General features: G+C 50.2%; 10 protein-coding genes. All 10 read right to left on the bottom strand.

All coding sequences use genetic code 11. The features are described 5' to 3' along the window. Positions 1 to 21: 21 nt before the first annotated feature. The gene (locus QW71_RS09475; protein WP_039296684.1) at positions 22 to 1,854 is read right to left on the bottom strand and encodes a nucleoside-diphosphate sugar epimerase/dehydratase; all 1,833 of its coding nucleotides are present in this window, start codon (positions 1,852 to 1,854) and stop codon (positions 22 to 24) included. A gap of 42 nt (positions 1,855 to 1,896) precedes the next feature. After that, complete coding sequence (locus QW71_RS09470) at positions 1,897 to 2,583, bottom strand: CpsD/CapB family tyrosine-protein kinase (protein WP_039296681.1); 687 nt, start codon at positions 2,581 to 2,583, stop codon at positions 1,897 to 1,899. Continuing rightward, positions 2,564 to 3,340, bottom strand: a complete 777-nt coding sequence (locus QW71_RS09465; RefSeq protein ID WP_039296677.1) for a YveK family protein — start codon at positions 3,338 to 3,340, stop codon at positions 2,564 to 2,566. The genes QW71_RS09470 and QW71_RS09465 overlap by 20 nt, the downstream gene beginning before the upstream one ends. Before the next feature lie 100 nt (positions 3,341 to 3,440). Continuing rightward, entirely contained in the window at positions 3,441 to 5,438 is a 1,998-nt protein-coding gene (locus tag QW71_RS09460; protein WP_039296675.1) for an S-layer homology domain-containing protein, read from the bottom strand. A gap of 86 nt (positions 5,439 to 5,524) precedes the next feature. Continuing rightward, positions 5,525 to 6,307 carry a tyrosine-protein phosphatase gene (locus QW71_RS09455; protein WP_039296672.1) on the bottom strand — a complete coding sequence of 261 codons (783 nt, stop codon included), beginning with the start codon at positions 6,305 to 6,307 and terminating at the stop codon, positions 5,525 to 5,527. Between the two features lie 101 nt (positions 6,308 to 6,408). Then, positions 6,409 to 6,996: a hypothetical protein gene (locus QW71_RS09450; protein ID WP_039296669.1), complete on the bottom strand. Its 588-nt coding sequence runs from the start codon at positions 6,994 to 6,996 to the stop codon at positions 6,409 to 6,411. 28 nt (positions 6,997 to 7,024) lie between these two features. Next, positions 7,025 to 7,690 carry a ribosome biogenesis GTP-binding protein YihA/YsxC gene (gene yihA / locus QW71_RS09445; protein ID WP_039296666.1) on the bottom strand — a complete coding sequence of 222 codons (666 nt, stop codon included), beginning with the start codon at positions 7,688 to 7,690 and terminating at the stop codon, positions 7,025 to 7,027. A 12-nt stretch (positions 7,691 to 7,702) separates the two neighbouring features. After that, a complete protein-coding gene (lon, locus tag QW71_RS09440) occupies positions 7,703 to 10,096 on the bottom strand; it encodes an endopeptidase La (protein ID WP_047013700.1) in 2,394 nt (797 codons plus the stop codon). 246 nt (positions 10,097 to 10,342) lie between these two features. Beyond that, positions 10,343 to 10,846 (bottom strand): hypothetical protein, encoded by a 504-nt coding sequence (locus tag QW71_RS09435; RefSeq protein ID WP_039296664.1) that lies wholly within the window; start codon positions 10,844 to 10,846, stop codon positions 10,343 to 10,345. A 703-nt stretch (positions 10,847 to 11,549) separates the two neighbouring features. Further along, entirely contained in the window at positions 11,550 to 13,259 is a 1,710-nt protein-coding gene (gene lonB, locus QW71_RS09430; RefSeq protein ID WP_039296661.1) for an ATP-dependent protease LonB, read from the bottom strand. Positions 13,260 to 13,358 lie beyond the last annotated feature (99 nt).

The raw sequence follows: 13,358 nt of genomic DNA, 5'->3' as shown, positions 1-13,358 counted from the left end.
TCAGTTACCTCCAAATTCTAATTAGCTAATCGCCGCCTGGATCACTGGCTGCATCGGCACGATCTGATTAATCACTTCACGAATGGCTTCTCCGTCTTCAGCAATAACACGTTCTAGCCGTTTGAACTCCAGCTCCATTTGACTCTGACTAATGACATTCGGTCTGCCTATGAAGATCCGGTCATGTTGAGTAGAACCCAGGTTCTCTTCATCTGTCAGCAGCTCTTCATATAACTTCTCGCCTTCACGGATACCTGAGAAGGTGATCTCAATATCCTTGTAAGGCTCATAACCAGACAAGGTAATTAAGTCCTCAGCTAAGGTTAGAATCTTTACTGGTTCACCCATGTCGAGCACAAACACTTCGCCGCCATTGGCGAAGGAACCGGATTGAATCACCAGTTGCACGGCTTCAGGAATTGTCATGAAGTAGCGGACCATCTCAGGGTGCGTGACGGTAACCGGTCCCCCTGCTGCAATCTGCTGCTTGAATGCAGGTATTACACTGCCTCGACTACCAAGTACGTTGCCGAAACGAACTGCCGAGAACTTGGTTGGGCTAGCTACGTTAAGACTCTGAACATACATCTCAGCGATTCGTTTCGTTGCGCCCATGACACTAGTAGGGTTAACCGCTTTATCCGATGAAATTAGTACAAAACGTTCTGCTCCGTACTTGTCCGCACAATCTGCCACGTTGCGTGTGCCGAAGACATTATTCTTAATCGCCTCGGAAGGATTACGCTCCATCAGAGGAACGTGCTTATGTGCTGCCGCATGAAAGACAACCTGCGGCTTGTGGCTCTGGAATATATCCATCAGCCTTGCACGGTCTTGAACGTCAGCAATGATTGTAACAATATTCAGATAAGGGAAGCTCTTGCGTAGCTCCATCTCTATGGTATAGATACTGTTCTCCCCATGACCCAGGATCATCAGCTTGTCCGGTGCAAACGGAGAGATCTGGCGGCATAGCTCTGATCCGATAGAACCGCCTGCTCCCGTAACAAGTACGGTTTTGTTATGAACATAACCCAGGATACTGTTCATGTCGGCTACAATAGGCTCACGGCCCAGCAAATCTTCAACACTGACATCCCGCAGCTTCTTGACAGAGATCTTACCTGCGATCAGGTCATTTAGTGCAGGTATGATCTTCAGCTTCGCACCTGTAGCCTTAGCCAGATTAATGATCTCAGATATTTCTGTTCTGGAGACGGAAGGCATCGCAATAATAATCTCGTGAATCTCCCGTTCCTTCACGATTCGTGGAATATCATAACGGTTACCTAGCACGGGAACACCCAATATAGACAGGTGATATTTATCTGTACTGTCATCAATGAATCCGACCAGCCGTGTATCAGCGAATGAAGGGCCCATCATCTCTCTGGCAATCAATATACCGCAGTCTCCAGCTCCAACAATTAGGGTATGGACCTCCGTATCCTTATTGTTGAAACGGTCATTACGGAACACCCTCCAGAAGAAGCGGGCGCCCCCTACCAGCAGCAGTATCGTCTCCATCGACCGGACTTCTATACTAAGCGGCACACGCTGCGGCAGGATAACAAAAGCTACTGCGTATGAGAGTATGGCTCCTACTACAATAGCCTTGAGAACAGATATAATCTCGCCTATGCTGGCATACTGCCACATTCTGCGGTACAACCCGAAATAGACCAGGCTTCCACCGATAGCGATCGTTGAGATCAGCCCATACACCACCATCTGCACAACATATTCCTCAGGAATATGGTTATAGAAACGGAACAGGTAGGAAGTTACGATACTGAACCAAATAATCGCAATATCGATCAGAAACAGTACCAATACTCTGGTTTTCGCTGTCATTTTTAGTGCCTCCAAAAATAACAATTTTCATCAATAGGAAACTTAATTGCCATAATAGTAATAATAATAGCCTTCACTGGCTTTACGCTTAACATTGTTCAGTACTACGCCCAGCATTCTTGCTCCTACCCGGTCCAGACCCGCCTTAGCCTTAACAGCAATATCACGCTTCACCTTGCCGTAGCTCACAACCATAATGACACCATCGCTCTTGGAGGCCACAATCTGCGCATCTGTAACTGCCAGTAATGGCGGTGTATCGATTAAAACAACATCGTATAACTGGCGCAGCTCTTGCAGGACAGCACTCATTCGGTTGGAAGCCATCATCTCTGCCGGATTTGGCGGAATCGGCCCGGATGTCATCAGCGAAAGGTTATTTACACCGGATTCTTGAATGACTTCAGACAAATCGGCCTGCTGAGATAATAATGAAGACAAGCCATAACGATTACTTAGCGAGAAGGTCTTATGAGCGGTAGGCTTACGCAAGTCACCGTCGATGAGTAGCACCTTCTTATCCGCTTGAGCATACGCTGCGGCAAGGTTAGCTGTCACTGTAGACTTTCCTTCCTCCGGCCCGGAAGAAGTGACCATAATAATCTGAATCCGTTCATCTACCGAGGAGAAATCAATATTCGTGCGCAGTGCCCGAAAAGCTTCTGATACAGGAGAGCGCGGGTTCGTCACGGTAATCAGATGGCGTTGTTTATTTGGCTGCTGTGACATGTTCAAGTTCCCCCGCCTTTCTGGTCTGCGTCTGTACTTGCTGTTCTGTAGTCTTCGTTTCTTCTTGTCCAAGCCGTGTAATCATGGCGATCGTTGGCAGTCCAAGGTATTTCTTAATGTCATCTTCTGTCTTGAGCGTATCATCCAGGTATTCCAGCAAGAAGGCAATTCCCAGACCGATCATCAAGGATACAATGAAGGCAATCGCGAGGTTCATCACCACATTCGGCTCTACCGGTCCTGGTGCTACAGGTGGATTAAGCTTGGCTTCATTGAGGATAGATACATTCTGCACGTTGAACAGGCTCGGAATCTCCTGCTTGAACACAAGTGATATGGCATTCACGATTTCTGCGGCTCTCTGATATGAATTATCTCGAACGACAAGTGTCATCACCTGCGTGTTGTTTACGGAGCTAACATTAACCTTCTTCAGCATCTCCTCCGCAGTAATAGCGAATTGCGGATAGTTCTTAGCCACAACGTCGAGGATTGCCGGTGTCTTAATAATTTCCTTGTACGTGTTAATAAGCTGAATATTCGTATTAATCTGGTTAAGATCCAGCTGTCCTACCGTAGATTGGGTAGGTGTCTGATTAACAATAATCTTCGTTGAAGCCTCATACACCGGATTCTTGATGTATAAGCTGTAGACCCCGGCAAGAACACATGCCACGATAACAATGCTGACAATCATCCACAGTCTCTTCCTGACAATCTGGAAATAATCGCGCAGATCCAATTCTTGTGCTGACAAGTGAATTTCCCTCCAAGCTGTTTCTGTAATATTTCACCTAAGCTAAAAAAGTGCCTCCTCTCTAACAGACGAGAGGAGGCTCTCCATACTTACTATTTACTTACTTGAAGTTAATTGTACGGTAGATAATAACTGCTGCTTCTGCACGGGTAGCAGTGTTGTTAGGGTTGAACTTGCCGGCGTTGCCGATAACCAGGTTATTGCTGGCAGCGAAGGCAACTCCGTCTCTCAGTGATGCACTAATCTTAGCAGCATCGGAGAATTGGCCCAATGCAGTTGTGCTAGTAGTGGCAGCAGGGTTAACCGACTTAACCGCACGGGAGATCATAGTCGCCATTTCTGCACGGGTAATGGTTGCATTAGGATCGAATTGTGCAGCGCTGCGTCCGGTGATGATACCCTTCTCAGCAGCTACAGCTACATATGGAGCATACCAAGAAGTAGAGCTTACATCGTTGAAGCTCTGCTTAGCGGAGTTGTTCTCTAGGTTCAATGCACGAATCAGCATCTTGGCAAATTCTGCACGGGTCACATTGCTCTTCGGAGCAAAGTTGCCGTTACCCACGCCTTCAATTGCGCCCTTGGCAGCTACAACGGCAATTTGTCTTCCCGCCCAAGCCTGTACACTTGCAGTGTCTTTGAAGCTTACTTTGTTCTCCACTACTGCGTAGGAAGAGAAGGTATCACGTGGTTCAGTGATATATTCACCGTCTACAACACCACCCTGGAATTGAAGAGCACTATATACAATCTTCGTAACGGAGAGCAATTCTTTGTCAAGGCCAGTTGTATTCTTCAATGGCAGTTTAATAATGATTGGCTGCTGGAGGGTTGTTGTTGCAACGCCGCCTACAGTCAGATCAAATTCATACACGCTGGATGCCAGTTTCAGGCTGGAAATCGAAGTCACTGTAGAATCAGCAATTGTCGATGCTGTAAGTGTAATAGCTTCACTGAATTGGCCCACTGGAATCGTTACGGTCAAGCCGTTGAAGGTAATAGCGATATTAGCAATACCTTTAGCCTTAGCAGCTTCGATGATTGCTTTGGACAATGGAACTTCCACTGTTGCAGCATTCACTGTACCCAGGTTCAGGGTAAGTGTAAGACCTGTCTTACCGGCATTAGCAGCAACCAGAGCATCAAATGCTTTCAGTACGTCAGCATCCACCAGCTTCAAGGTAGCTTTATCTCCAACAATAGTGACCAGCTTGGATACATCATAAATTCCTGCCGCTGTTACTATTGGCGTAACCGGAGTTGTTACTGTCGAGCTACCGCCACCGCCGCCAGAACCAGTACCAGGATCAACAACTGCACCAGACTTAAGATAAACGTCATAGTAAGCGGCTGCAAGGATTACGGCTGCGTCTTTAGCTTTTGTAACAGATGGAATAGCTTCCAGATTAGTCTTCAGTGTGGATGCGAGGTTAGCATCAACGCCAAGTTCCAGAAGCGCAGCCTTCAGTGTGTAATCTGTTCCTGCTACTACATTAGTATTGAGCGCAATATTCTTCGCTTGAACTGCCAATGCGCTGCTTGGATTTTTGGCTGCTGCATACAGATCCGCCAGGTTTGCTCCTTTGAAGGCTGCAATTTCCTTCTGCTCAACTACAGAAATGAAATTATATACTTTGCCGACAGTCAGATCTGTAATACCGGCTTGTTCACCAATATTCTTCACCAGCGCCTGATAAGCAGGATAATTCGGTGATTCCAGAATATCTGTAATCGCTGTTACATCAGGATTGTAGTAAGAACCTACTACCTCTAGATAGAAATCAAACAATGTTGTCTTCTCTGTAGAAGTGAGAGTAACATGATCCAGAATCGGTGCAAGGGCAGTTTCAAGTTCGGTACGGGATACCGACTGGAGCTCTGCGCGGAACTCACGGAGTGTCTGCTTGGATGCATCACTTAATTTGCCGTACAACAGATTGGCACGGGCTTTCAAAGCGTCATAGTTTGCACTCGCTGCAGAAGCTGTACCCACGATTCCAGATTGTCCAAGAATACTGCTTAGGGGCAATCCGGCAACGGATGCCGCCGCCATGCTTACTGCTAGTGTAGATACTGCCAATTTTTTCTTCAAAGTCACTTGTCATCCACCTCATTGTATGTATTTTTATAAATATTATAGCTTTAATCCAGTAATACCCATTCTACCATTAAAAACTAGGAAGGTCATCCCTTACGAGAAAAAAATCCGAACAATCTATGAAGTTTGCTGTTGGATTGAACAGGATTAACTCGAATAATCTCCTCATTAGCAGCAATTCTACGCGCATTGTGTAGAAAAAAGTCGAATGTCTCATTTCCCAAATGTTTCTTCACGACTTCGTAAGCCTCGCTTAAACCAAACGGACGATTACTAGAATCATGCGCATCTGATGCAATCACATGTATAGTCCCCCGCCGGCACAAGTCTAGTGACAGCTTCTGCAGCTTACTCCCGAAGGTCCCGGCAAGACTCTGCGCCGTCAGCTGTCCCAGTGCTCCCAGTTCAGTTAACCGCTCCAGCTTGGACGGATTCTCGGCAACCTCGGCATTACGCTCCGGATGGGCGATTACCGGTACATAGCCTTGGATGATCAGCTCATGGCAGGTCTCCTCCATATTACGCGGCACCCGCGAAGAGGGCATCTCCAGCAGAATGTATCTGGAACCGGCAAGCGTCAGCAGTTGTCCCTTCTCAAGATCATCCAGCAGATCGCCGTAGATACGAATCTCCTGTCCGGGCAGCACCTGAAGCGGATTGCCCGCTTCTTGAAGCTTCTCATTCAGCAGCCGCACAGCTGCTTCAATATCCGGAGCCGGATTCATATAGACTCCGTTCGCATGATGAGGCGTAGCAACTACAGTGGTAATACCATCGTTATGGGCGTCTTGCGCCATGGCGAGAGCGGCGTCAATATCAGCGGCTCCGTCATCTATGAAGGGTAGAATGTGGCTATGGATATCTATCATATGTAGTTTATCGGTCCTTTTCGAGAAGATATGTATAGTTTACGTAAAAAAATACAACCATTTCACTAGGAAATGATTGCTAAATTTTAAAATAAATTTCGTTAAGCTTCTAATTGAAACAGCCGATAAGTTGCCAGCCTAAGCTGTTCGTCTACTTCACGGATGGCCGCTTCATGCTGACAAGTATTGCGGAGATCCAGCAGGCTATTAATCTTCCAGCGCTCCTGCTCTATCTCCTGCTCTACCGTCTGCAGCTTGTAAATAGACATCATCTCTACTAATGAATATTTGTGCTGATAGATCAGCTTGGTGCCGCCGGGTCTCACTTCCGAGATCCGGCGCACCGAGCCGCCCTCATAGTAATACATCATGGTTAATTCCTTATAAATCCGGTTCACGGTTCCCGTGCCCTTATACATGAAGAAGAGCTTACGGACCGCATTGATCAGATGAGGATTCACTACCCTGCAGGACAAGGAACCAATATAGATGCCGCCTTTGCGTTCAAAAGACAGATGTACCTCCTCACCCCCGGCCTCCTCCAGCACAATCTCCTGTTCACCCGCGCCAAGGATCTTCACGCGGTGACTGATATAGCTGGTATCGGCGGTAAGCAGAAACTGGTTCAGCTGAAATTCGGTCATTTGCATTGTTGCATTCACATATTCCATAGCCAGACGCTGAGCCATAACCATCCCTCAATTCTATGACAAACCCTTAAGTCTCAGAAGAGTCTTCGTGCTGTGGTTCATCCCCGGAATCCTGATCGTCCGGTTCTGCCGGAGGTTCTTCTTCGGTAGGAAGAGTATGTCTATCGATAAGTTCCCATAGTTCGTCTTTGCCAAGTCCAATTTCTGAAGAATAGGCAATGAAGTTATCACCCGGCAGCACACCGAGCTCTTGCTTCATCACTTTGATATGCTTCGGCCAGCGGGTCTTCGGAATCTTATCCGCCTTGGTTGCCACTACACAGAGCGGCAGATCATAGTGCTTCAGCCAGTCGAACATCATCTTGTCATTGCCGGTTGGCGGATGACGAAGGTCTACAACGAGCAGGACCATCTTCAGCGTTTCGCGCTCAGACATGTATTTCTCAACCATTTTGCCCCAGGAGGCGCGCTGTGTCTTGGAGACCTTGGCGTAGCCGTAACCCGGAAAGTCGACGAAATACATACTTTCATTAATGCGATAATAGTTCATATGCTGTGTCTTACCCGGTGTAGAACTGGTGCGGGCAAGATTCTTGCGGTTGATCATGCGGTTAATCAGAGATGACTTCCCTACATTGGAGCGCCCTGCCAGAGCAATCTCCGGCAAGGCATCCTCAGGGTACTGATCAGGGCCCACGGCACTGATCACAAATTCGGCATTGTTAACTTTCATAGGACTTCCTTTCTAATGCACACTACTTGGCGCTTCAATACTTATTTCTGTATCCGTATCTGTGTCTCTGCCGCTGACGGCCTCATGATCCACAAGTGCATGCTTCAGCACCTCATCCATATGGGCTACCGGCACAAACTCCACATCGTTCAGGACACTCTCGGGAATATCCTTAAGGTCACGCTCGTTGTCCTTAGGGATGAGGATCTTCTTGTAGCCTGCACGGTGGGCAGCCAGTGATTTCTCCTTGAGGCCCCCGATCGGCAGCACACGCCCGCGCAGCGTAATCTCGCCGGTCATCGCCACAGTCTTCGAGACATAACGTTTCGTCAGGGCGGAGATCAGTGCTGTTGCAATCGTAATCCCTGCGGACGGACCGTCTTTGGGGATCGCACCTTCAGGAATGTGGATATGAATATCGTTCTTCTCATGGAAATCCGGTGCCAGTCCCAGCTCCTCCGCCTTAGAGCGGGTATAGCTGAAGGCGGCCTGCGCCGACTCCTTCATCACATCGCCCAGCTGTCCGGTCAGCGTCAGCTTGCCCGTACCTTGCACAACCGTTACTTCGATCAGCAGCGTGTCGCCGCCAACCTCGGTCCAGGCCAGCCCGGTTACGGTGCCGATCTGATCCTCCAGCTCCGCCATTCCATAGCGGTACTTGGAAGCGCCCAGATAATCCTTGATCTCTTCCGGAAGAATGCTTACGCGTTCTTTCTCTTCCGAAACAATCTGCTTGGCGGCTTTGCGGCATAGGGCAGCAATCTGCTGCTCCAGGTTCCGCACCCCGGATTCCCGGGTGTACTCGCGGACAATCTTCAGCAGCGTATCATCCTCAATGGATAATTGCTCATCTTCCAAGCCGTGGTTCTTGCGCTGCTTCGGCAGCAGATAGCGGCTGGCAATCTGCAGCTTCTCCAGCTCCGTATACCCCGGAATGAACAGCATCTCCATACGGTCCAGTAATGGACGCGGAATATTATGCACGGCATTCGCTGTCGTTACGAACATGACATTCGAGAGATCGAACGGCAGCTCTACGAAGTGATCGCTGAACGTATTGTTCTGTTCAGGGTCAAGCACCTCCAGCAGAGCCGCCGACGGATCGCCGCGGAAGTCCGCTGCCATCTTGTCGATCTCATCCAGCAGGAAGACCGGGTTGATGCTGCCCGCAGTCTTCATCCCCTGAATAATACGACCCGGCATAGCACCGACATAGGTACGGCGGTGACCACGAATCTCCGCTTCATCCCGTACGCCGCCCAGCGAGATGCGGACGAACTTACGGTTCAGCGAGCGGGCGATGGAGCGGGCGAGCGAGGTTTTACCAACGCCCGGAGGACCTACCAGACACAGAATCGGACCCTTCAGACTCTTGACCAGCTTCTGTACAGCCAGATATTCCAGTACGCGTTCCTTCGGCTTCTCCAGACCGTAGTGGTCTGCATCCAGCACCTGCTCCGCCTTCTTGATATCCAGATCATCTTCGGTTGCTTCGCTCCACGGCAGACCCAGCAGCCAATCCACATAGTTGCGGATGACGCTGCCTTCGGCCGAGCTTGCCGGCATTTTCTCCAGGCGGTCGATTTCCTTCTCAATCTTCTCCTGCACACGCTCCGGCAGCTTCTTCTCTTCCATCTGGGCGCGCAGCTCATCCGCTTCGCCTGCCCGGCCTTCCTTCTCGCCAAGCTCCTTCTGGATCGCTTTCATCTGTTCGCGCAGGTAATACTCCTTCTGGGTCTTCTCCATCTGCTTCTTCACGCGCTGGCTAATCTTGCGTTCCAGCTCCAGCACTTCACGCTCATTATTAAGGATATCGAGCAGCTTCTCCAGACGTTTGCTGACGTCAATGGTCTCCAGAATCTCCTGCTTCTCCTTAATCTTCAGCGCCAGATGACTGGTGATCACGTCGGCCAGCCGGCCCGGCTCTTCAATATCGGAGACAGCGGCCAGCGTCTCGGGAGTAACCTTCTTCGACAAGGTGATGTAATGCTCGAACTGGCTTAGCACGGTACGCATGAGGGCATCGCTCTCCTGATCGACATCCTCCTGCTCCGGCAGCTCACGCGCCATTACCTCGTAGTACTCCTCGTTATCCGTATAATGAATAATCTCGGCCCGCTCCACGCCCTCCACCAGCACACGGATCGTGCCGTTGGGAAGCTTCAGCATCTGCCGCACATTCGCAACTGTACCCACCCGGAAAATATCTTCTTGTCCCGGTTCCTCTATATTCACTTCCGACTGGGAGCAGAGGAGAATCAGGTTATCTTCAACCATAGCTTTTTCCAGTGCCCGGACTGACTTCTCGCGGCCTACATCTAAATGCAGAACCATGCTGGGATATACAAGAAGACCTCTAAGCGGTAATAAAGGAAAACGACGACCTTTCGATTTGCTTTGTATCATCGCTTTCGCACCTCCCATGGTTCATAAGTAGTGTCATATGCATTCATTCTAACAAAAGCGGCATGAAAACACCAACAAGCCTTGTGCCGCGGCAAATGCTGTGGCGCAGTCGTCTTTTAGTATTCGCTGAACTTAAGTGTACTATGCCGTTGCCTTTACTTAAAGGCTGCCTGGTTAATTAAAAGAAAAGAACGCCCGGCATGGACGTTCCCCGAATGTATTGTTATTTTGGACGATTAGCCCTGATTACGCATTTACACTTTGTACCTTACGGTCCTGCCTTGCATGCAACGTCTTCATTGCCAATCTTGCGATCGGCTGCGCAACCAGCAGTTCAATCCAGAAGGCTATCCCAAAGCTTCTTGGCCAGATATGAAGGAAGTTTCTGATGGGCTCCAGACTTACATGTCCCGTTCCAACCCATGTGCCGATAACCGACATTGAAATCGATAATACTGTAACATTCAAAATAATATTCAGGAGAACCCTGGCATTAAATCCGTCGGTTTGGCCTGTGAATTTCGGCAGCACTTTGCGGACAATAGGTCCGGCCACCAGCCGTACCAGCAGAACTACGATTACCCACATGAATGGAAGGATCTTCAGTGTATCCAGGTACACTTCCTTGCTGAATCCGAGCTCCAGCCCTACGATAAGAGGAGCAATCGTATTTACTGAAATGATTGAAACAATTAACAAAAATAATAAACCTTCTTTGGCGTTTCTGGGCAGTCTTGTTTCTCCGTGCATGTACGTCAGCTCCATAAAAAATAGTATTTCAGATGGCAGACGTATCCTGAGACATATATTTTTAGTCTATCAAAGACTAATATCTCCACACACTGATCTATTCATTATATCATTTCGGGCGGAGGAATGTCAGCACTTCTTCTCAAGAACTTGATCTCTTTACCAAGTGGAGACGGCCCGCAAAGTCGTGCTTTAGCTTGGACGTTGAATCAATCAAATACTTTACGGGGGGGGGGACCCCAAGAGCTACATTCTGCGGACAAAAGGGGAGAATGCCGCGGGGATACGGACTGATGCCACAAGCAAGTGGATAAAGGTATCTTAATTTGTTGATTTCGGCGGATCGGGAGCAAGCAAGTGGAAAAACAACATTTAATTCGGGTGATTTAGCTAGTTTGAGTGAAAGGCGATAATTTAAGTGCTGTTTATCCAACTGCTGTTTCCGAAGGGTTTAATCGTTCCTCAGCAAGTGTAGATAGTCCATCTATTTCCGGGCTAGCTGCATCCGGTCCGTTAGCCCCGTGCCAAGTCCCCCTTTCGCTAAAAAAGCGGCCTTACGGTCCCTAAGGCTCAGGAATCATTACATAACGAACAAGCTGAAACAGCTCCGCCGTCCTCCAAAGGACGGTACCGTTTCAGCAAGTTACGCAAAAAAAAGGTCCCCCAGTATATGATCTGAGGGACCTCTTCATATAGACTAGTGCTATCCCGGCAAGCTCTCCCCCGAAGCATCCGCCTTCAGTAGGGAAGGCGCCGAAGAGAAGGTCTCGCCCGACACGGCCGGCATTCTCACGTCTGCCGTATCCGTGCCGAACAGATGGCGGAAGACTTCTTCGACGGTGTCCATCGGGATGACCCGCAGGGGGCCGAGGTCGGCGAACAGCGACTGCCAGTTCTCCTTAGGGATCAGCACGGTGGTTGCACCGGCCTGGAAAGCCGCCTCGACCTTGGCGACCACGCCGCCGACCGGCTTCACACGGCCGTGGATGCCGATCTCCCCGGTAATCGCTACCGTGTTGTCCACCGGCAGCTGCCGGATGGCGGAGACGATAGCGACCGCCATGGCTACTCCGGCGGACGGGCCGTCAATCGGCGTACCGCCGGGGAAGTTAATGTGCAGGTCGTAGTGGTCCGGGTCCAGCTTCATCGTACGCAGTACGGTCAGCACATTCTCGATGGAGCCTCTGGCCATACTCTTGCGCCGGGTCGTCCGTGAGCCGCCGCGCAGCTCCTCTTCATCGACTACACCGGTTATATTCAGTCTGCCTTGTCCATTAACAGCTGGTGCGGCGGAGACTTCGATCTCCAGCAGCGTACCCATGCCCGGACCGTAGACGGCAAGGCCGTTAACCAGCCCGATCTGCGGAGACGTTGGAATCTTCCGCTCCGTCCGCAGCGGCAGCTGGCTGCTGCCCGCGACCCATTCCACTTCGGCAGCGCTCAGGGTATCCCGGCCTTCGGTCAGGGCCAATCCGGCGGCCAGCTGGATCATATTCACGGCCTCCCGGCCGTTCGTGGCATATTGCTGCACCACTTCCACCGCTTCGGGGCTTGGCTTCAGCCCGACCTTCTGGACGGCATCCCGTCCGATCACCGCAATCTCCTCCGGCAGCAGCGGCCGGAAATAGATCTCCATGCAGCGCGAACGGAGCGCAGGCGAGATTTCATCCGGCGAACGTGTCGTTGCACCAACCAGCCGGAAATCGGCGGGCAGGCCATTCTGGAAGATATCATGGATATACGCCGGCGTGTTGCTGTCTTCTGAATTATAGTACGCACTCTCCAGCAGCACCTTGCGGTCCTCCAGCACCTTCAGCAGCTTGTTCATCTGAATCGGATGCAGCTCCCCGATCTCATCCAGGAACAGAATCCCGCCATGCGCCTTAGTTACCGCTCCCGGCTTCGGCTGCGGAACTCCGGCCACCCCCATGGCCCCCGCACCCTGATAGATTGGATCATGCACCGAGCCGATGAGCGGATCGGCAATCCCGCGCTCATCGAAGCGCGCAGTAGTGGCATCGATCTCTGTGAATTTGGCATCGCGCTTGAACGGGGACAGCGCATTCTTCTTCGCTTCCTCCATGACAACACGCGCAGCGGCTGTCTTGCCTACACCTGGCGGCCCGTAGATAATAACATGCTGCGGATTGGCACTGCAGAGCGCGGCCTTAAGTGCGCGCAGCCCGTCCTTCTGTCCAACGATATCATCGATGGAGGCCGGACGTGTTTTTTCTGAGAGCGGCTTGGTCAGAGAGATCATCCGCATCTTGCGCAGCTTATCCAGCTCCTTGCGCGATTCCCGGTCTACCGCCGTCTTGTTGGTCTTCTGTCCACGCAGCAGATTCCAAAAATAAACGCCGATGACCAGCGCGAAAAAGAGCTGCACGATCATCAGCAATATACTTAGTTGCATAGCACACCCTCCTGTTTCCTTCCGTCTGCCTGTCCAGTATTTAACTACTACTAGGTAGTATAGCCGTTTCAATCATTCGTAAACGCCTGTGCCAAAAAA

Origin of the sequence: Paenibacillus sp. IHB B 3415 (genome assembly GCF_000802655.2) — a bacterium.
Taxonomy (GTDB): Bacteria; Bacillota; Bacilli; order Paenibacillales; family Paenibacillaceae; genus Paenibacillus_AQ; species Paenibacillus_AQ phytohabitans.
This window is presented reverse-complemented; position numbering and strand designations above follow the sequence as displayed.

Excerpts from the sequence above, each read along its gene's own strand:
- QW71_RS09475 (WP_039296684.1), bottom strand. The coding sequence starts at position 1,854 with ATGACAGCGAAAACCAGAGTATTGGTACTGTTTCTGATCGATATTGCG.
- QW71_RS09450 (WP_039296669.1), bottom strand. The coding sequence starts at position 6,996 with ATGGCTCAGCGTCTGGCTATGGAATATGTGAATGCAACAATGCAAATG.
- lonB (WP_039296661.1), bottom strand. The coding sequence starts at position 13,259 with ATGCAACTAAGTATATTGCTGATGATCGTGCAGCTCTTTTTCGCGCTG.
- QW71_RS09435 (WP_039296664.1), bottom strand. The coding sequence starts at position 10,846 with ATGCACGGAGAAACAAGACTGCCCAGAAACGCCAAAGAAGGTTTATTA.
- QW71_RS09470 (WP_039296681.1), bottom strand. The coding sequence starts at position 2,583 with ATGTCACAGCAGCCAAATAAACAACGCCATCTGATTACCGTGACGAAC.
- yihA (WP_039296666.1), bottom strand. The coding sequence starts at position 7,690 with ATGAAAGTTAACAATGCCGAATTTGTGATCAGTGCCGTGGGCCCTGAT.
- QW71_RS09455 (WP_039296672.1), bottom strand. The coding sequence starts at position 6,307 with ATGATAGATATCCATAGCCACATTCTACCCTTCATAGATGACGGAGCC.
- lon (WP_047013700.1), bottom strand. The coding sequence starts at position 10,096 with ATGATACAAAGCAAATCGAAAGGTCGTCGTTTTCCTTTATTACCGCTT.